The sequence below is a fragment of the Pantoea sp. PGP6 genome (assembly GCF_053474785.1).
The window spans coordinates 3860552-3877853 of record NZ_JBQBMA010000001.1 but is presented as its reverse complement, the minus strand read 5'-3'; the positions used below and the strand labels follow the sequence as shown (position 1 = coordinate 3877853).

The following is a 17302-nucleotide window of genomic DNA, read 5'->3' as shown; positions in this document are numbered from 1 at the left end:
GCAATGCAAAGCAAAAAAAGCGAAATCTGGGTTGGCATTTTCATGATCATGGCGTTACTGGCTGCGCTGTTTCTTGCGTTGCGCGTCGCCGATTTAAAGTCGATGGGCACCGAGCCGACGTGGAAGCTCTACGCGACCTTTGACAATATTGGCGGCCTGAAAGCCAGTTCGCCGGTAAAAATTGGCGGCGTGGTGATTGGCCGGGTAACCGATATTGAACTGGAACCGAAAACGCTGCTGCCGCGTGTCACCATGGACATCAGCGATCAGTACGCTAATAAAATTTCAGACACCAGTTCGCTGGCGATCCGGACACAAGGATTGCTGGGGGAACAATTTCTGGCGCTTAACTTAGGCTTTGACGATCCTGAACTGGGTTCGTCGATGCTGAAAGATGGCGACACGTTACGTGATACCAAGTCGGCGATGGTACTGGAAGACCTGATTGGTCAGTTCCTCTACAAGAGCGGCGACAACAAACAAAATAATGACAGTAAGGATGCGCAGGGCAGCGAGAATGCCGCACCTGCGGTACCGGCTCAACCTTAAAACAAGAGGGTATACTATGTTTAAACGTTTACTGATGATTGCCATGCTGGTGGTGGCGGTGCCGCTGACGGCCAATGCGGCAGCCGACCAGAGCAATCCCTACAAACTGATGAACGAAGCGGCGCAGAAGACCTTTACCCGTCTTAAGAATGAGCAGCCGAAAATCAAGCAGGACCCGAACTACCTGCGCGACATCGTACGTCAGGAACTGCTGCCGTATGTGCAGATTAAATATGCCGGCGCACTGGTGCTGGGCCGCTACTACCGCGACTCTACTCCTGCACAGCGTGAAGCCTACTTCAGCGCCTTTGGTGATTATCTGGCACAGGCTTACGGCCAGGCCTTAGCGTTGTATCACGGTCAGACCTACCAGATTCAGCCTGAACAGCCGTTAGGCGACGCTAAAATTGTCGCAATCCGCGTTTCGATTATCGACCCGAATGGCCGTCCTCCGGTTCGCCTCGACTTCCAGTGGCGCAAGAACAGTCAGACCGGCAACTGGCAGGCGTATGACATGATCGCCGAAGGTGTCAGCATGATCACCACCAAGCAAAATGAGTGGAGCGATCTGTTACGTACCAAAGGCATTGATGGCCTGACCGCGCAGCTGAAATCATCCGCGGCGCAGCCGATTACGCTGGATAAACAGCAATAATGCGCGAATCGTTAAGCTGGCAGCGTGAAGCCAGCACGCTATTACTGAAAGGCGAGCTGGACCGCGATACGCTGCTCAGCCTGTGGCAGCAGCGCGACACGCTGATCAAAGATGTTGATATTATTGATGTCGCCGCGCTGGAGCGGGTCGATTCCTCCGGGCTGGCGCTGCTGGTGCATCTGCGTGAAATCGCCCGGACCCAGGGCATTACTCCCCGGTTCGCCGGCATCAGCGACAAACTGCAGTCGCTGATTACCCTTTACAATCTGCAACAGATTATTGTTTCTGCGGATAAAAGCGCCTGATTTCCGGTCGTTACGCTAAGCCCCTGTTTTACACAGGGGCTTTTGCGTATTTAAGAGTCAGCCGCTTTCCTCTAAGATGTCTCCCTTATTATTATCAGGTGAAGTTAAGCGCAATGGAAAACAGTGAAATTCAGGCCGTGCTGATGGCAGCATTGCCTTTAGATGAAGTGCATGTGATGAGCAATGATGGCAGCCACTTTCAGGTTATCGCCGTCGGCGAACTGTTTGGTGAGCTGAGCCGCGTTAAGAAGCAGCAGGCTGTTTACGCGCCGCTGATGGAGTTCATCGCGGATAACCGCATTCATGCTGTCTCCATCAAAACCTATACTCCCGCTGAATGGGCGCGTGACCGTAAACTCAACGGTTTCTGATCCGTCAGCCTGGTGAACTCGCCGTGCGCGAGTCCGACCTTTAGCTAGTTAATTGAGAGCCGTGTTAATGGACAAATTTCGTGTGCAAGGCCCCACCCGCTTAAGTGGTGAAGTAACCATTTCCGGGGCGAAGAACGCCGCGCTGCCTATTCTGTTTGCTGCCCTGCTGGCTGAAGAGCCGGTCGAGATCCAGAATGTGCCGAAGCTGCGCGATATCGATACCACCATGAAACTGCTGAGCCAGCTGGGTGCGAAGGTGGAGCGCAACGGTTCTGTGCATGTCGATGCCAGCGCGGTGGACGTATTCTGTGCCCCTTACGATCTGGTGAAAACCATGCGCGCCTCGATCTGGGCGCTGGGTCCGCTGGTGGCGCGTTTTGGTCAGGGACAGGTTTCCCTGCCGGGTGGCTGCGCGATTGGCGCGCGTCCGGTCGACCTGCATATTACCGGCCTTGAGCAGCTGGGTGCCGAGATCAAACTGGAAGAGGGCTACGTTAAAGCGTCAGTCAACGGCCGTCTGAAAGGCGCGCTGATCGTGATGGACAAAATCAGCGTCGGTGCGACCGTCACTATCATGAGCGCCGCGACGCTGGCGACCGGCACGACGGTGATTGAGAATGCCGCCCGTGAGCCAGAAATTGTCGATACCGCCAACTTCCTGAATACCCTTGGCGCAAAAATCAGCGGCGCAGGCACCGATAAAATCACCATCGAAGGCGTTGAACGTCTGGGTGGCGGAGTTTACCGCGTACTGCCGGACCGTATTGAAACCGGCACCTTCCTGGTAGCGGCCGCCATTTCAGGTGGCAAAGTGGTGTGTCATAAAACGCAGCCCGATACGCTGGATGCCGTACTGGCGAAACTGCGTGACGCGGGTGCGGATATCGAAACCGGTGAAGACTGGATCAGTCTGGATATGCACGGCAAGCGGCCAAAAGCGGTTAACGTCCGCACCGCACCGCATCCGGGTTTCCCAACCGATATGCAGGCGCAGTTCACGCTGCTTAACCTGGTCGCGGAAGGCACCGGCCTGATCACCGAAACCATCTTTGAAAACCGCTTCATGCACATCCCGGAATTAATTCGTATGGGTGCGCACGCGGAAATTGAGAGCAATACCGCGATTTGCCACGGCGTTGAAACGCTGTCTGGCGCGCAGGTAATGGCCACCGATTTACGTGCGTCTGCCAGCCTGGTATTGGCGGGTTGCATCGCGGAAGGCACCACGCTGGTCGATCGTATCTATCATATCGATCGTGGCTATGAACACATCGAAGATAAACTGAAAGCGATGGGTGCAAACATTGAGCGCGTGAGCGGCGACGAGTAATCCCGCTTCGCGGCAAGACCATGAGCCAGCTCCGGCATCCGGAGCTGGTTTTTTTTCGCCGGGTAAGAACTAAAGATCGCTGTGATCGGTAGGTTGATCGGGCAGCGATCGGATCCGTTTCTTACGATCCAGCAGGCAATGCGTATCGGCATCGTAGTAGCGGCTGGGCCAGATCTCCGCGGGATGGATAGCAATCGCCTCGGCAATCAGCCACTCACCCTTGGGCCACGGTCGCGACAGCGCATTGGCCAGGGTAGATGAACTCAGGCCTGCCGAGCGTGACAGAGCGGCCAGAGTCGTGCCGCGCTTGTGTAAGGCGGCGATAATGTCGGCGGGATGCCAGTCTTCAATCCTTTTCTGCATAAACCTGTTCTCCTTTTCCGTGTTATTGCGTCACCCACACGGGCGACGGCTTTCCTTTTTGCAATGTTATCTGGAAAGTTAGTGGGATTTATAGCAAATAGATTCCATATGTTTCCAGTAAAATTTGGATCTTAAGCCAGATCTGCGTGAACCCGCGCAAAAGAGGTGCAACCAGAGAAAGAAGCGTGAAAGAAGTGGGAGCAGATAAACAAAAACGGAGCCAGGGCTGGCTCCGTCAGGGATTAGAAGTCGCGTTGAACGGACATGTGCGCCAGCGACTCCAGTGCGCTGCGCCACGGCGTTTCCGGCAGGATTTTCAATGCTTCAATGGCCTTATCCGCTTCCTGTTCCGCACGCTTGCGCGTCCATTCCAGCGAGCCGCACTGATTCATCGCTTCCAGCACCGGCTCCAGCAGATGCCGGCCATTGCCTTGCTCAATCGCTTCTCTGATCATTTTCGCCTGATCCGGCGATCCGTGCTGCATCGCATGCAGTAACGGCAGCGTCGGTTTCCCTTCGCTCAGATCGTCGCCGGTATTTTTACCCAGCGTTTCACCGTCGGCACTGTAATCCAGTAAATCGTCAATTAACTGGAAAGCGGTACCCAGATAGCGTCCATAATCCTGCAGCGCTTTTTCCTCTTCCGGTGTGGCTTCAGCCAGAATCGCGGACGCCTGCGATGCGGCTTCGAACAGGCGCGCAGTCTTGCTGTAAATCACGCGCATGTAGCTCTCTTCCGTGATGTCAGGATCGTTCACGTTCATCAGCTGCAGCACTTCGCCTTCAGCAATCACGTTCACCGCTTCCGACATCAGCGCCAGAATGCGCAATGAGCCCATGCTGGTCATCATCTGGAAGGCGCGGGTGTAAATAAAATCACCGACCAGCACGCTCGCCGCATTGCCGAACGCCGCATTGGCGGTGGCTTTGCCACGACGCATATCGGATTCATCCACCACATCGTCATGCAACAGCGTGGCGGTATGGATAAATTCGATCAGCGCCGCATTGGTAACGTGCAGATCGCCCTTGTAACCCATGGCGCGTGCGGATAGCACGGCGATCATGGGGCGGATACGCTTGCCCCCACCACTGATGATGTAATAGCCCAACTGGTTGATGAGCGAGACATCTGAATTCAGCTGGTCGAGGATGGTCTGGTTAACGGCAGCCATATCCTGTGCGGTTAATTCATTAATCTGTTCTAAGTTCATTCGTCTTTTCAGCTATGACTCGTTTCTCTGCCATGGTAAGTGCTTTTACCCAGCCAGCGTTCAGGTAATCTGTTACTGATTGTACTTGAATTTTCTGGTTGAGGAACGTTTGCGTTCGGCCTGTGTTTTTTTTCTGCAAGAGAGTGCAAAGTGCTCTTGTCTTCTCCTGGAGTTTTGCGTAGAATTCGCGCCCTATTGTGAATATTTAGCGCGCCGCCTGATGAACTAAAAGGCAAGCGCAGAAGCGGAGTTTTATATGTACGCGGTTTTCCAAAGTGGTGGTAAACAACACCGAGTAAGCGAAGGTCAGACCGTTCGCCTGGAAAAGCTGGACATCGCAACCGGTGAAACCATTGAGTTTGACCAGGTTCTGATGATTGCCAATGGCGAAGACGTGAAAATCGGCGCGCCACTGGTTTCAGGCGGTATGATCAAGGCGGAAGTTGTTGCTCATGGTCGTGGCGAGAAAATTAAGATCGTTAAGTTTCGTCGTCGTAAACACTACCGTAAGCAGCAAGGCCACCGTCAGTGGTTCACTGATGTGAAAATCACTGGCATCACTGCCTAAGAGGAGATCTGACAAATGGCACATAAAAAGGCTGGTGGTTCGACTCGAAATGGTCGTGACTCCAACGCAAAACGTCTGGGTGTAAAACGTTTTGGTGGTGAATCCGTTCTGGCGGGTAGCATCATCGTTCGTCAGCGTGGCACCAAATTCCACGCCGGTAACAACGTAGGTTGTGGTCGTGACCACACCCTGTTTGCTACCGCAGACGGCAAAGTAAAATTCGAAATCAAAGGTCCGAACAACCGTAAATACATCAGCATCGTTGCTGAGTAAGGTTGTCGTGACGCAGACGTTTAACGTCTGAACGCACGAATTAAAGGCCCCGCAACTGCTGCGGGGCTTTTTACATTCTGCGCTCGGTTGCCGTAAAGGCAACGCATCACAAAAGATTGCTGTACACTTTATGTACGCACTGGCGAAAGCCAATCCTGATTTATCCGCCGCTGGTCAGCGCAGAAGACCCTGGCGGACCCGTTTGCAGAGTGCTGCAGACGATTGTGTGACGGAGATAGAAAATGAAGTTTGTTGATGAAGCGACAATTTTGGTCGTCGCCGGCGATGGCGGTAATGGTTGCGTCAGCTTCCGCCGCGAAAAATATATCCCGAAAGGCGGCCCGGACGGGGGTGATGGTGGTGACGGCGGTGACGTTTACCTGATCGCTGACGAAAACCTTAACACCCTGATCGATTATCGTTTCGAAAAGTCTTTCCGCGCCGAGCGTGGGCAGAACGGCCAGAGCCGTGACTGTACCGGCAAACGTGGCAAAGATATCGTGGTGAAAGTGCCGGTCGGCACCCGGGTCATCGACCAGGGTACCGGTGAGACCTTAGGCGACATGACGCGCCACGGCCAGAAACTGATGGTCGGCAAAGGCGGCTGGCATGGCCTGGGCAATACCCGCTTCAAATCGTCGGTTAACCGCAGTCCGCGTCAGAAAACCATGGGTACGCCCGGTGAAAAACGCGATCTGCAGCTGGAGCTGATGCTGCTGGCCGACGTCGGGATGCTGGGCTTGCCGAATGCCGGTAAATCGACCTTTATCCGTGCCGTCTCGGCAGCCAAACCGAAAGTGGCGGACTATCCGTTTACCACTCTGGTCCCGAGCCTTGGCGTGGTCCGTATGGACAGCGAACAGAGCTTTGTGGTGGCCGATATTCCTGGCCTGATCGAAGGCGCAGCCGAAGGCGCGGGTCTGGGTATTCGCTTCCTGAAACACCTTGAGCGTTGCCGCGTGCTGTTGCACCTGATCGACATCGATCCTATCGATGAAAGCGATCCGATTGAAAACGCGCGCATCATTCTCGGCGAGCTGGAAAAATACAGCGATAAGCTGTTCAACAAGCCGCGCTGGCTGGTGTTCAATAAAATTGACCTGCTGAGCGAAGAAGAAGCGCAGTCACGCGCCAAAGCGATCGCTGACGCGCTGGGCTGGGAAGGGAAGTATTACCTGATCTCGGCAGCCAGCCGTACCGGTGTCAACGAACTCTGCTGGGACGTGATGAGCTTCATCAACGCCAACCCGAAAGAAGCCGAGCTCGAAGAGAAACAGCCGGAGAAAGTGGAGTTCATGTGGGATGATTACCACAAAGAAGCCATTGAAAACGCGGTTGAAGTGGAAGATGAAGAGTGGGATGAAGACTGGGATGATGAAGACGACGAAGGCGTCGAAATTATCTATCAGCGCTAACGCTCTGCGCGCATCACCGAATCACGGCTGATGCGCGATGCTCCCTTTTCGCCCTGAAAGGGGAGCATCACACCGGCGTTAGCTCATTACCGCCACGCCCAGCCGGGCACTGCAACACAGCTGATCGCGACCGTTACGAATCTCAATCTGCCAGCTCTGGCTGCGCTTGCCCAGATGCAGCGGACGACAAATGCCGCGTACCAACCCGCTTGATACCGCACGATGATGGCTGGCATTCACTTCCACGCCCACCACGCTGCTGCCTTCCTCAACGGCCAGATAGCCCGCAATCGATCCCATCGACTCCGCCAGTACCACAGATGCGCCACCGTGCAGCAGGCCAAAAGGCTGATGCGTTCGGGCATCGACCGGCATGGTCGCTTCCAGATAATCCTCGCCGATTACGGTAAAAATGATCCCCAGATGTGCCACCAGCGAGTTCTCCCCCAACGCATTCAGGGCATCAAGATCGATAGATCGTTTCCAGATCGTTGACATGATCAGGCTCCCAGGGTTGCGCCGCCATCCACCACGATATCCTGTAAGGTGACGTGGCTGGCAAGATCGGAGGCGAGGAACAGCACGTTAGCGGCAATTTCCTGCGGCTGTGCGATCTTTCCTAGCGGGATACCGAGTTTGAACTGATCCGGGAAGCCCGCGATCATCTCCTGCTCACCGGTCGGCGTATGCCACAGGCTGCGCTGCATATCGGTATCGGTTGAACCGGGCGAGACGATATTGCAGCGAACGCCATACGGTGCCATCTCCAGACCCACCGTCAAACAGAGGCTGCGCAGGGCGGCTTTTGAGGCGCCATAGGCGGACATGCCAATACGCGGCGCGTGCGCTGAGTTGGAGGCGATAGTGACAATTGCGCCCGCCCGCTGCTGCCGGAACACCGGCAGGGTTTGCTGAAACAGGTTGAACGCGCCACCGGCATTGACGTTAAGGCAGGCCTGCCAGTCGGTAAACGACAGCTCATCGGTCGCGCCAATCCGCAGAATACCGGCCGCGTTCACCAGCACATCAATACGCGGCTGCGTCGCCAGCAGTCGCTGACAGAGCGTCTTCACCTGGTCAGGATCGGACACGTCCAGCGTATGGCAGGGAAACGGATAGTCGTGGCCGTGAAAACGCTGATCGAAAGCTTCAACCTGCGCACCTGCCTGATGAAACGCCAGCGCGGTATGATAGCCAATTCCCTGGCCGGCACCGGTTATCCAGACAATTTTTCCGCTGAAGTCGAACGAATGGCTCATTGCGCAGGCTCCCGTGACAGCAATGCCCACCAGCCATCAATGCTCGGATTTTTGGCCAGGCTGACAAAGTCGATGTCGCCGTGCACCTGACGCCAGCGCGCCGCCAGCGCCATCACCCGCACCGAATCCAGACCGTAATCGATCAGGTTTTCATCATCTTCCGGCACGTCGTCATCTTCCAGCAGCGGCAGAATCAGCGCACGCAGATCGTCTTTGCTCAGCGGCAGCGGCATCAGGTCGGCGGTCATTACTACTTTGCCACTGCGGCCAGCGGTGTAGGTCAGCGCCATCATATGCTCGTCGCGGCTGAAATCCGCCAGTGCATCCGCCACCATAAACGGCTGGATGTTGCGCATAAACGCGTCGGTGGCGGTGGTCAGGCAACCGATATGGGCATAGACGCCGGTGATGATCAGCTGATCGCGGCCCATCTCCTGCAGGATCGACTCAAGCGGCGAGCGATGGAAGGCGCTGTAGCGCCATTTGGTCAGCACATGATCGTCGGCATCCGGTGCCAGCGCGTCCACGATCTTCTGCTGATCGGGATGCTTATTCAGGCCCGGGCCCCACATGTCGTTGAGCAACGCACGATCTTCATCGCTCTGCGCATTCGGCTGCGCGGTATAGAACACCGGAATCCCCTGCGCTTTGCAGTAGCGGCGCAGGCGGGCAATGTTGTCGACTACCTGCTCCACCAGCGGGCTATTCTCGCCCCAGAAGTTGAGGAAATAACGCTGCATATCGTGGATCAGCAGTGCCGCACGGCCCGACTCCAGCGCCCATTTTACCTTGTTGGTCGGCAACTCAGTGGCGGCTGGCAGCGGATAAGAGGTCAGTTTTGGAATAGCCATAGAAAAATCTCCGGACAGATCAGGCTTGCGCTTGTTGATCGGCAAGTTGTTGGCGCAGACGTTTTTTATCCACCTTGCCGACATGGGTCAGCGGCAGGGCATCTACGCAGGTAATACGGTCGGGGAGTTTGAATTCCGCTACCCCGAGTTCACGCAGGTGACGACGTAGCGCCACCGGTTTCACCGGCTGACGGGCCACGATAAAGGCGCAGCTCTTCTCACCCATCAGCTCATCGTTCATCGACACCAGTGCTGCGTGGATCACATCAGGATGGCGTTGCAGCAGGTTCTCGATCTCTTCCGCCGCGATCTTTTCGCCCCCGCGGTTGATCTGATCTTTCTCACGCCCCTGAACAATGATGTTGCCCTGCGGGGTGATCTCAATCAGATCGCCAGAGCAGTAAAAGCCCTGTGAATCGAAGCTGGCGGCATTATGTTCCGGGCTGTTGTAGTAGCCGCGGAAGGTATAAGGTCCGCGCGTCATCAGACGGCCAATGGTGCCGGTCGGCAGCGGATTGCCCTGTTCATCGGCCACCCACACTTCATCATCCGGCGAGATCGGACGGCCCTGCGTGGTCAGAATGGTGGTTTCATCATCATCGAGCCGGGTGTAGTTCACCAGACCTTCAGCCATGCCGAACACCTGCTGCAGTTTGCAGCCTATCTCTGACTGAATGCGCGCCGCCAGGGTTTCGCCCAGCTTCGCGCCACCGACCTGAATGCGTTGCAGCGAAGCCAGTGCGGCATTGCTGCCCCATTCCTGAATCGCCTGCAGCCACAGACTGACGGCTGGCGGGACCAGACCGGTATCGGTTACCTGATGCTTTTCAATCAGCGGGAAGCAGAGCGTAGCGCTGGGATCGGCCGCCAGAATAACCTGTCCGCCCGCGTAGAAGACCCCCAGTGCGCCCGGTGAGCTCATCGGAAAATTATGCGCAGCGGGCAGGGCGATCAGATAACGGGTGTCGGCAGTCACTCCACAGATAACGTCACTTTCGCGGATGCTGTAATAGTAATCGTTATGGGTGCGCGGGATCAGTTTCGGCGTGCCGGTGCTGCCGCCTGAAAGCTGGAAAAAGGCCACTTCATCACCGGCGGTCGGCGTAGCAACGAAATCGCCCGCCGTTTCCGCCAGCAGCGCCTCAAGGCTGTTTTCAGCCTGACCGTCACCGCGCAGGATCACCTGCTGCAGCGAGTCATGATCGCGGCACAGCTGGCTGATAAAACTGTCATCGGCAAACAGCGTATGGCTGCGATCGGCAATCAGCAGGCGGGGCGCAATCTGGCTGGCGTAAGCCGTCAGCTCAGTACGCTGATGGCTGAACAGCGCATTAACCGGCGCGACGCCAATTTTAAACAGCGCAAACAGCGTCAGGTAAAATTCGGCCACGTTGCCGAGCTGCACCAGCGCGGTATCACCCGGTTTGAGGCCACGACGCTGCAACGCCGCCGCCAGGTTGTCACTTAAGCGGGCCAGCTGACGATAGCTGAACTGCCGATCGCCATCAATCACCGCCACGCTGTCGCTCTGTTGGTGGCGTTCGAGGATATCGGTCATCGGCAAATCCAGCCAGTAGCCTTTTTCGCGGTAACGCGCGGCCAGATCGTCAGGCCAGCGGCTGTAGGAAATGGTCATACAGGTTCCTTTATTGCAGTCCAAAAGCGCGAAGCATGGTGTCAAGTTTGACGCCAGTTTCACGCCATTCTGATTCTGGTTGTGAGTCAGCAACGATACCCGCGCCAGCAAACAGCCGCACGCGTGGCCCATTGACCGTGCCGCAGCGAATCGTCACAACCCATTCGCCATTGCCCTGGTCATCGCACCAGCCGACGATGCCGCCAAACAGCTGACGCTCAAACGGTTCGAGTTGCTGTATCAGCTGCTGGGCGCGCTGATGCGGGAAGCCGCTCAGTGCCGGCGTCGGATGCAGCAGGCAGGCCAGCGACAGTGCATTTTCGCGTGGGTCGAGCACTTCACCCTCAATCAGAGTGGCGAGATGCCATAAGGTTGCGGTGGTGATCAGCGACGGCACCTCCGGCACCGACAGCGTCCGGCTGCGCGGTTGCAGCGTGTGGCGCATCGCATCGGTCACCAGCTTATGTTCATGGCGATCTTTGTCCGAGCGCATCAGGCTCTGGCCTGCGGCCTGGTCACGGATCGGATCGGCATCACGGCGGGCCGATCCGGCCAGCGGACAGGAGCTGAAATCCCGACCCTGTTTGCGGATCATTAATTCCGGGCTGGCCCCGACCAGCGAACCCCCTTCCGGCAGCGGCAGATGAAAGTGATAGCTGTTAGGGTTCTGCGCCACGATGCGCTGCATCAGCGCCGCGGTATCCACCGGCTGTTCAGCGGTGATATCCATCAGTCGCGACAGCACCACTTTATCCAGATCGCCACGCTGCGTTGCGGCTACCGCCTGCGCCACCATATCGGTGAAAATGTCATGATCCGGCACCGCCGTACGGCGACGCACCTGCGGCAAGGCAGAGTCGGGCGGTGAGGTGACCGCATGCAGATCGGCGCGGTTAAAGGTCTGATACGATTCGGGGATAAACAGCGCCGATGGCTGATTGACGTCAAACGGGATCGCGCCGACCAGAATAGGGTGGGTAATACCCTGTTTTCTGGCTGAGGCGAAATGGTGCTGCAATTGTTGCTGAAAATCCCCTGTCAGCACATCACCCGCAGTTACCGGGGTGGTCAGCGTGGTGAAGCAGCCCTGCGTGGTCAGGCTTTTCCAGGGAGAAGTAAACAGGAAGCCGCGGCACAACGCGGAGAAATCCTGCAACAAGGGATGTTCAAACGTCAACGATTCCACCATAATTTTCACCTATAAATGATAAGATAATTAATAATGATTATCATTTGTATTGTGGCCCAGTAACCTACGTTGATTAGCCGGAAGTGTCAATAAATACGCGGTGTTTCGGCTGCGTTTTCCTGCTAAATCAGCACAAACAGCAGGGCAAATAGCCAGTATAAAAGTGGACTGAAATTTATGACTAAACGTGGTGTAAAGGCGGCGATAGCGCTGTTTTTCTTCTGTATCAGTTTCGCGGCGACGGCACAGAACGGCTGGCCGCGCACGGTGGCGGGCGCAAAAGGCAGTGTGACGTTATCCCAGGCGCCGACCCGCATTGTCTCGACCAGCGTCACCCTGACCGGTTCGCTTCTGGCGATAGATGCGCCGGTGATCGCCAGCGGCGCAACGGCACCCAACAGCCGGCTGGCCGATGGGCAGGGTTTCTTCCGTCAGTGGGGTGAGGTGGCAAAACAGCGCGGCGTAAAACGCCTTTATATTGGCGAGCCGAGTGCCGAAGCGATTGCGGCGGAAGCGCCGGACCTGATTGTGGTCAGTGCCACCGGCAATGACTCAGCGATCAAACTGGTCGATCAGCTGTCCGCCATCGCGCCGGTGCTGGTGATCAACTACGACGATAAAAGCTGGCAGCAGCTGGTAACGCTGCTGGGTGAAGCAACCGGCCATGAAGCACAAGCCGCTGCCCGGGTAAGCGCATTCGATGCACGTGAAAAAGCGCTCCGCTCAGCGCTGACGCTGCCGCCGCAGCCGGTCTCCGCCATGGTCTGGAACGGCGACGGTCGCGCAGTTAATCTGTGGACTGAGGCATCCGCGCAGGGCAAATTGCTGCAGCAGCTGGGGTTCACCCTGGCTACGCCACCTGCCGACATGCAGCATGGTCACAGCATGGGGCAGCGTAAAGACATTATTCAGTTGTCAGGGGAAAATCTGGCCGCCGGGCTGAATGGCCACTCGTATCTGCTGTTTGCCGCCGAGCCGCAAACAGCAGAGCAGGTGATGAAGAATCCTTTCCTGGCCCAGACGCCCGCGGTGCGTAGCAAAGCGGTCTATGCGCTGGGGCTGGATACCTTCCGTCTGGATTACTACAGCGCCACCAATCTGCTGAACCGGCTGGAGGCGCTGTTCGCTAAATCATGATGCTGTTTCCGCCTGCCCATGTGCAGGCGGTTGATAACGGCGCAAACGCGCCATCAGCAGCCACATCACAACGCCCAGCACGGTGGCGGCCAGACCCAGCAGGCCTGCCGCCTGCTGCGGCAGCAATAGTGACCCCATCGCCCCGATCATCGCCGCGCCAAGCGCATCACCGGTAACATTCTGCGCCGTCCACAGGCTGTTGATCCGCCCAAGCAGCGCATCCGGCGTTAGCGTCTGGATCAGGGCATATTGCACCAGGCTGTTGATAGCACTGAAATAACCAAACGCGGAGAGGCAGACCAGACTCAGGCTGAACCACGGCATCAGGCTGAACAGGCCCAGCGCCACAAAGGCGGCAATGGCGCTGGCCAGGATCAATCGACCCGGCTGCGACGACTGTGCCAGCCGGCCGCTGGTTAAGGCACCGACCGCCGCCCCGAGTGGCACGGCGGCATACATCAGCCCCAGTTGCTCCAGCCCGACCTGCCAGTGCGGAGCCAGCGCCGGGTAGAGTACCCGCACCGCACTGGCTAAGGTCACCAGCGCGCCAACCAGCGCGGCCATGCCGACGATCGGGCTGGCGAACAGAAACCCGATCCCGGCGGATAACGCGGTCAGCGGATGTTCACGCGGTTGTGGTGGCGGGGCAAGCGTTGGCAGTCGCAGCAGGGTGAGCACCGTCAGTAAGGTGCCGATCGCCGCCAGACCGTAGTTCCAGACCACGCCAGCATGGGCGATCACCAGTCCGGCAATCGCCGGCGACAGGATCGCACCAAAGCGGACCGTCAGCATGGTGATAGCGCCCGCTTTCATGATATTTTCGCGCCCCACCAGCGCCGGGGTGGCGGCCAGTAGCGCGGTGACGCCAATCGCGCCAAAAAAGCCATCCCACAGGCCCAGCACAAACACCGCGATCACCGAGGGCGCGGGCAGCAGGGCATTGATGCACAACGCGACAAAACCGAGGCCGCAGGTGGAACGGGCAAACAAAATCAGGCGTCGGCGTTCGTAGCGATCGGCCAGTACGCCGCCGGTCAGCAGGCCGATAAACATGCCGGCACCGGCCAGCGTGACCGCCAGTCCGACCAGCAGCGGGGATTGTGTCAGCTGTTGAATCTGTACCGGTACCGCGACCGCCAGCATGCCAAGCGCGACGATTGAGATAAATCGGGCGATAAACACGGCGCGGAAGGCGGGATGGGTTTTCAGCAGGCTGAGATCGATAAAGTGGGAGGGTTTGTTCATAACGTCGCCTTTTTGCACCCATTTTCCTCATCATTGAGTTTACGAGTCATGGTAACATACAAAAAACGCGTAAGAACGATAACAAGTATCATTATCATAAAGGTATCCACCGCGATGCCATTGAATTCGTGAAGGTTTAAACGTTATGCGTCAATTCCATGTAATAGCAGGTTCAGGGATGCTGCTGTTGCTGCTCCTCGCGCTCAGTCTGATGCTGGGTGCCAAATCCATTGCCTTTCATGATGTCACTCAGGCGCTGCTGACCGACTGCTCCAGCGCTGACTGCATCATTGTGCGTGACGCCCGATTGCCACGCACCCTGGCCGGGCTGCTGGCGGGCGTTGGCCTCGGCGTGGCGGGCGCGCTGATGCAAAGCCTGACGCGCAATCCGCTGGCCGATCCCGGTATTCTGGGCATCAATGCCGGGGCCGGCTTCGCGGTGGTGCTGGGCATTGCGCTGTTCGGTGCCGATTCACCGGCCGACTGGCTGGGCTTTGCCTTTAGCGGGGCGCTGCTGGCGTCGTTGCTGGTGGCGCTGACCGGCGCTATCGGTGGTGGACGGGTTAATCCGGTGCGTCTGACGCTGGCCGGGGTGGCGCTGGGCGCGGTGTTAGAGGGCTTAACCTCTGGCTTATCGCTGCTCAACCCTGACATCTATGATCATCTGCGTTTCTGGCACAGCGGTTCGCTGGATATCCGTAATTTCACCATGCTGCGCACGACCTTTCCTGCCGTGGCGATCGGTTGCCTGCTGGCGCTGCTGCTGGCACGCTCGCTCAACAGTCTCAGCATGGGCGGTGATATGGCAACCGCGCTCGGTACCCGCGTTGCCCGCACCCAGCTTATTGGGCTGCTGGCGATTGCCCTGCTGAGCGGGGCCGCCACCGCCGCGGTGGGGCCGATTGCCTTTGTCGGATTAATGACGCCGCACCTGGCACGCTGGCTGTTCGGTAACGATCATCGCTGGATGCTGCCTGGCACCATTCTCATTACGCCCTGTCTGCTGCTGGCGGCTGATATTCTCGGCCGCGTGCTGGTACCGGGCGAGCTGCGCGTATCGATTGTGACCGCAATCCTCGGCGCGCCAATGCTGATTGTGCTGGTGCGCCGTAAGGCTGGCAGAGGTGCAGTATGAAGCGTGTAACCTTCAACGGCGTCTGGCTGCTGCTGGCGTGTCTGGCGCTGGCTTTTCTCGGCGTGACGCGCGGCACCTTGCCGATCACGGCTGCGCAGCTGTGGCAGGTGATTAACGGCGAGGCGGCGCGCAATATTCAGCTGATTGTGGTGGAGTGGCGTCTGCCGCGGGTGATGATGGCGCTGCTGATCGGGGCGGCGCTCGGCGTGAGCGGCGCTATCTTTCAATCGCTGCTGCGAAATCCGCTCGGTAGCCCGGACATTCTGGGCTTCAACACCGGCGCCTACAGCGGTGTGCTGGTGGCGCTGGTGCTGTTCCAGCAGAACATGGAAGGCATGACGCTGGCGGCGCTGATCGGCGGATTGCTGACGGCGGGTGTGGTCTGGCTGTTTAGCTGGCGCAACGGCGTCGAGACTTTTCGGCTGATCATTGTCGGTATCAGCGTGCGGGCGCTGCTGATGGCGCTTAACAGCTGGCTTATCATCAGCGCCTCACTCGAGGCAGCACTGAGCGCTGGCCTGTGGAGCGCCGGCTCGCTGAACGGCATCAGCTGGGCGAAAACCACGCCGGTAATCAGCGTGCTGCTGCTGGCGCTGCTGGCAACCGCACTGCTGGCGCGGCGGATGCGGCTGCTGGAGATGGGCGATGATACCGCCTGCGCGCTTGGCGTAGCGGTTGAGCGCAGCCGCATCCTGCTGATGCTGACCGGGGTGATCCTGACGGCGGCCTCGACTGCGCTGGTCGGGCCGATCTCATTTATTGCGCTGCTGGCACCGCAGATCGCCCGTCGACTGTGCGGCGGAATCAAAGGCGCATTACCGCTGGCGGCATTATGTGGCGCGCTGCTGTTAACCGCCGCTGACTACGCCGCGCAGCACTTTTTCCTGCCCTATCAACTGCCGGTTGGCGTGATTACCGTAAGCCTGGGCGGACTTTATCTGATTGCTCTACTGGTGCGGGAGGCGCGACGCCAATGACAGTAACAACACGTTTGCAGGGCAACGCGCTGACGCTCGGTTATGACAAAAAAATCGTGGCGGAGAATCTCTCAGTGGCGATCCCTGACGGTGAGCTGACGGTGATCATTGGCCCCAACGCCTGTGGTAAATCGACGCTGCTGCGTACCCTGAGCCGGCTGGCCCGGCCGTTACAGGGCGAGGTGCTGCTGGATGGCAATGCGATTGCCCACTACTCCACCAAAGAGGTGGCGCGTCGGCTCGGGCTGTTGCCGCAAAGCTCCAATGCACCCGCCGGCATCAGCGTCAGTGAGCTGGTGGCGCGCGGACGTTATCCTCACCAGCCGCTGTTTGGTCGCTGGCGGCAGGAAGATGAAGTGGCAGTGCAGCAGGCGATGCTGGCGACCGGCGTGGCCGATCTGGCACAGCAGCAGGTCGATACCTTGTCCGGCGGTCAGCGGCAGCGGGTCTGGATTGCGATGGTGCTGGCGCAGCAAACGCCACTGCTGTTGCTCGATGAACCGACGACCTGGCTGGATATCGCGCATCAGATTGAACTGCTGGAGTTAATGCAGGATCTGAATCGGCAGCATGGCCGTACGCTGGTGGTGGTGCTGCACGACCTCAATCAGGCATGCCGCTACGCCAGCCATTTGATTGCCATGCGGGACGGTAAGATTATTGCGCAAGGTAAACCGGCCGACATCGTGACGCCGGCGCTGATTGAAACCATTTACGGCCTGCGCTGCATGATTGTTGACGATCCGGTGGCCCACACCCCGATGATTGTGCCGCTGGGGCGTGCAGCCAGCTGATTCGGCCTCCCCTGCGGGAAGGCGCGAGTCGGTCGG

20 protein-coding genes are annotated in these 17302 nt (G+C 57.9%); 12 read left to right on the top strand and 8 right to left on the bottom strand.

Annotated elements, in window-relative coordinates:
• The first annotated feature begins 3 nt into the window (after positions 1 to 3).
• The 5 genes from mlaD (at position 4) to murA (ending at position 3210) form a co-directional block, all read left to right on the top strand.
• Complete coding sequence (gene mlaD, locus ACLIBF_RS18815) at positions 4 to 549, top strand: outer membrane lipid asymmetry maintenance protein MlaD (protein ID WP_031375441.1); 546 nt, start codon at positions 4 to 6, stop codon at positions 547 to 549.
• Between the two features lie 16 nt (positions 550 to 565).
• Positions 566 to 1204 carry a phospholipid-binding protein MlaC gene (gene mlaC / locus ACLIBF_RS18810; protein ID WP_031375440.1) on the top strand — a complete coding sequence of 213 codons (639 nt, stop codon included), beginning with the start codon at positions 566 to 568 and terminating at the stop codon, positions 1202 to 1204.
• On the top strand, positions 1204 to 1509 hold the full coding sequence (gene mlaB, locus ACLIBF_RS18805) for a lipid asymmetry maintenance protein MlaB (RefSeq protein WP_279809656.1): 306 nt from the start codon (positions 1204 to 1206) through the stop codon (positions 1507 to 1509). The genes mlaC and mlaB overlap by 1 nt, the downstream gene beginning before the upstream one ends.
• 113 nt (positions 1510 to 1622) lie before the next feature.
• The gene (gene ibaG, locus ACLIBF_RS18800; RefSeq protein ID WP_010251880.1) at positions 1623 to 1880 is read left to right on the top strand and encodes a BolA family iron metabolism protein IbaG; all 258 of its coding nucleotides are present in this window, start codon (positions 1623 to 1625) and stop codon (positions 1878 to 1880) included.
• Positions 1881 to 1947: 67 nt separating this feature from the next.
• Entirely contained in the window at positions 1948 to 3210 is a 1263-nt protein-coding gene (gene murA, locus ACLIBF_RS18795; protein WP_031375438.1) for a UDP-N-acetylglucosamine 1-carboxyvinyltransferase, read from the top strand.
• A 69-nt stretch (positions 3211 to 3279) separates the two neighbouring features.
• On the opposite strand, the gene ACLIBF_RS18790 is transcribed toward murA, so the two are convergent.
• Both ACLIBF_RS18790 and ispB read right to left on the bottom strand, forming a co-directional pair.
• Positions 3280 to 3573: a helix-turn-helix domain-containing protein gene (locus tag ACLIBF_RS18790; RefSeq protein WP_031375437.1), complete on the bottom strand. Its 294-nt coding sequence runs from the start codon at positions 3571 to 3573 to the stop codon at positions 3280 to 3282.
• A gap of 242 nt (positions 3574 to 3815) precedes the next feature.
• Positions 3816 to 4787: an octaprenyl diphosphate synthase gene (gene ispB / locus ACLIBF_RS18785; protein WP_031375436.1), complete on the bottom strand. Its 972-nt coding sequence runs from the start codon at positions 4785 to 4787 to the stop codon at positions 3816 to 3818.
• Positions 4788 to 5043: 256 nt separating this feature from the next.
• Here ispB and rplU point away from each other — a divergent pair, with 256 nt between their 5' ends.
• From rplU to cgtA, 3 genes are all read left to right on the top strand, one after another.
• Positions 5044 to 5355 carry a 50S ribosomal protein L21 gene (rplU, locus tag ACLIBF_RS18780; protein ID WP_031375435.1) on the top strand — a complete coding sequence of 104 codons (312 nt, stop codon included), beginning with the start codon at positions 5044 to 5046 and terminating at the stop codon, positions 5353 to 5355.
• A gap of 15 nt (positions 5356 to 5370) precedes the next feature.
• Positions 5371 to 5628 (top strand): 50S ribosomal protein L27, encoded by a 258-nt coding sequence (gene rpmA / locus ACLIBF_RS18775; protein WP_031375434.1) that lies wholly within the window; start codon positions 5371 to 5373, stop codon positions 5626 to 5628.
• 242 nt (positions 5629 to 5870) lie between these two features.
• Positions 5871 to 7043 (top strand): Obg family GTPase CgtA, encoded by a 1173-nt coding sequence (gene cgtA / locus ACLIBF_RS18770; RefSeq protein WP_031375433.1) that lies wholly within the window; start codon positions 5871 to 5873, stop codon positions 7041 to 7043.
• Between the two features lie 78 nt (positions 7044 to 7121).
• Here cgtA and ACLIBF_RS18765 read toward each other — a convergent pair whose 3' ends face one another.
• From ACLIBF_RS18765 to ACLIBF_RS18745, 5 genes are read right to left on the bottom strand one after another with little or no spacing between them, the layout of a single operon-like run.
• Entirely contained in the window at positions 7122 to 7541 is a 420-nt protein-coding gene (locus ACLIBF_RS18765; RefSeq protein WP_046289155.1) for a hotdog fold thioesterase, read from the bottom strand.
• A gap of 2 nt (positions 7542 to 7543) precedes the next feature.
• Entirely contained in the window at positions 7544 to 8302 is a 759-nt protein-coding gene (gene dhbA / locus ACLIBF_RS18760; RefSeq protein ID WP_031375432.1) for a 2,3-dihydro-2,3-dihydroxybenzoate dehydrogenase, read from the bottom strand.
• Positions 8299 to 9153 carry an isochorismatase family protein gene (locus ACLIBF_RS18755; protein ID WP_031375431.1) on the bottom strand — a complete coding sequence of 285 codons (855 nt, stop codon included), beginning with the start codon at positions 9151 to 9153 and terminating at the stop codon, positions 8299 to 8301. The genes dhbA and ACLIBF_RS18755 overlap by 4 nt, the downstream gene beginning before the upstream one ends.
• 19 nt (positions 9154 to 9172) lie before the next feature.
• Positions 9173 to 10789, bottom strand: a complete 1617-nt coding sequence (locus ACLIBF_RS18750; RefSeq protein WP_069728789.1) for a (2,3-dihydroxybenzoyl)adenylate synthase — start codon at positions 10787 to 10789, stop codon at positions 9173 to 9175.
• A gap of 10 nt (positions 10790 to 10799) precedes the next feature.
• Complete coding sequence (locus ACLIBF_RS18745) at positions 10800 to 11978, bottom strand: isochorismate synthase (protein WP_031375429.1); 1179 nt, start codon at positions 11976 to 11978, stop codon at positions 10800 to 10802.
• Between the two features lie 177 nt (positions 11979 to 12155).
• Between ACLIBF_RS18745 and fepB the strand changes: the two genes are divergently transcribed.
• A complete protein-coding gene (gene fepB / locus ACLIBF_RS18740) occupies positions 12156 to 13115 on the top strand; it encodes a Fe2+-enterobactin ABC transporter substrate-binding protein (RefSeq protein WP_069728790.1) in 960 nt (319 codons plus the stop codon).
• On the opposite strand, the gene entS is transcribed toward fepB, so the two are convergent.
• Positions 13110 to 14360, bottom strand: coding sequence for an enterobactin transporter EntS (entS, locus tag ACLIBF_RS18735; protein WP_448310269.1), 1251 nt, complete (start codon positions 14358 to 14360; stop codon positions 13110 to 13112). The two genes, fepB and entS, sit on opposite strands and share 6 nt — an antisense overlap.
• A gap of 145 nt (positions 14361 to 14505) precedes the next feature.
• Between entS and fepD the strand changes: the two genes are divergently transcribed.
• Genes fepD through ACLIBF_RS18720 form a run of 3 tightly spaced genes read left to right on the top strand, consistent with a single transcriptional unit; the run spans position 14506 to position 17266 of the window.
• On the top strand, positions 14506 to 15495 hold the full coding sequence (gene fepD / locus ACLIBF_RS18730) for a Fe(3+)-siderophore ABC transporter permease (protein ID WP_082097600.1): 990 nt from the start codon (positions 14506 to 14508) through the stop codon (positions 15493 to 15495).
• Positions 15492 to 16472 carry an iron-enterobactin ABC transporter permease gene (gene fepG / locus ACLIBF_RS18725; RefSeq protein WP_031375425.1) on the top strand — a complete coding sequence of 327 codons (981 nt, stop codon included), beginning with the start codon at positions 15492 to 15494 and terminating at the stop codon, positions 16470 to 16472. Before fepD ends, fepG begins: the two co-directional genes overlap by 4 nt.
• Positions 16469 to 17266 carry an ATP-binding cassette domain-containing protein gene (locus ACLIBF_RS18720; protein WP_159223190.1) on the top strand — a complete coding sequence of 266 codons (798 nt, stop codon included), beginning with the start codon at positions 16469 to 16471 and terminating at the stop codon, positions 17264 to 17266. The genes fepG and ACLIBF_RS18720 overlap by 4 nt, the downstream gene beginning before the upstream one ends.
• Positions 17267 to 17302 lie beyond the last annotated feature (36 nt).

Coding starts and splice junctions, on each gene's coding strand:
- ACLIBF_RS18765 (WP_046289155.1), bottom strand. CDS start 7,541: ATGTCAACGATCTGGAAACGATCTATCGATCTTGATGCCCTGAATGCG.
- ispB (WP_031375436.1), bottom strand. CDS start 4,787: ATGAACTTAGAACAGATTAATGAATTAACCGCACAGGATATGGCTGCC.
- ACLIBF_RS18720 (WP_159223190.1), top strand. CDS start 16,469: ATGACAGTAACAACACGTTTGCAGGGCAACGCGCTGACGCTCGGTTAT.
- cgtA (WP_031375433.1), top strand. CDS start 5,871: ATGAAGTTTGTTGATGAAGCGACAATTTTGGTCGTCGCCGGCGATGGC.
- murA (WP_031375438.1), top strand. CDS start 1,948: ATGGACAAATTTCGTGTGCAAGGCCCCACCCGCTTAAGTGGTGAAGTA.
- mlaB (WP_279809656.1), top strand. CDS start 1,204: ATGCGCGAATCGTTAAGCTGGCAGCGTGAAGCCAGCACGCTATTACTG.
- dhbA (WP_031375432.1), bottom strand. CDS start 8,302: ATGAGCCATTCGTTCGACTTCAGCGGAAAAATTGTCTGGATAACCGGT.
- entS (WP_448310269.1), bottom strand. CDS start 14,360: ATGAACAAACCCTCCCACTTTATCGATCTCAGCCTGCTGAAAACCCAT.
- fepB (WP_069728790.1), top strand. CDS start 12,156: ATGACTAAACGTGGTGTAAAGGCGGCGATAGCGCTGTTTTTCTTCTGT.
- fepD (WP_082097600.1), top strand. CDS start 14,506: ATGCGTCAATTCCATGTAATAGCAGGTTCAGGGATGCTGCTGTTGCTG.
- rpmA (WP_031375434.1), top strand. CDS start 5,371: ATGGCACATAAAAAGGCTGGTGGTTCGACTCGAAATGGTCGTGACTCC.
- ACLIBF_RS18755 (WP_031375431.1), bottom strand. CDS start 9,153: ATGGCTATTCCAAAACTGACCTCTTATCCGCTGCCAGCCGCCACTGAG.
- mlaC (WP_031375440.1), top strand. CDS start 566: ATGTTTAAACGTTTACTGATGATTGCCATGCTGGTGGTGGCGGTGCCG.
- fepG (WP_031375425.1), top strand. CDS start 15,492: ATGAAGCGTGTAACCTTCAACGGCGTCTGGCTGCTGCTGGCGTGTCTG.
- mlaD (WP_031375441.1), top strand. CDS start 4: ATGCAAAGCAAAAAAAGCGAAATCTGGGTTGGCATTTTCATGATCATG.
- ACLIBF_RS18750 (WP_069728789.1), bottom strand. CDS start 10,789: ATGACCATTTCCTACAGCCGCTGGCCTGACGATCTGGCCGCGCGTTAC.
- ACLIBF_RS18745 (WP_031375429.1), bottom strand. CDS start 11,978: ATGGTGGAATCGTTGACGTTTGAACATCCCTTGTTGCAGGATTTCTCC.
- rplU (WP_031375435.1), top strand. CDS start 5,044: ATGTACGCGGTTTTCCAAAGTGGTGGTAAACAACACCGAGTAAGCGAA.
- ACLIBF_RS18790 (WP_031375437.1), bottom strand. CDS start 3,573: ATGCAGAAAAGGATTGAAGACTGGCATCCCGCCGACATTATCGCCGCC.
- ibaG (WP_010251880.1), top strand. CDS start 1,623: ATGGAAAACAGTGAAATTCAGGCCGTGCTGATGGCAGCATTGCCTTTA.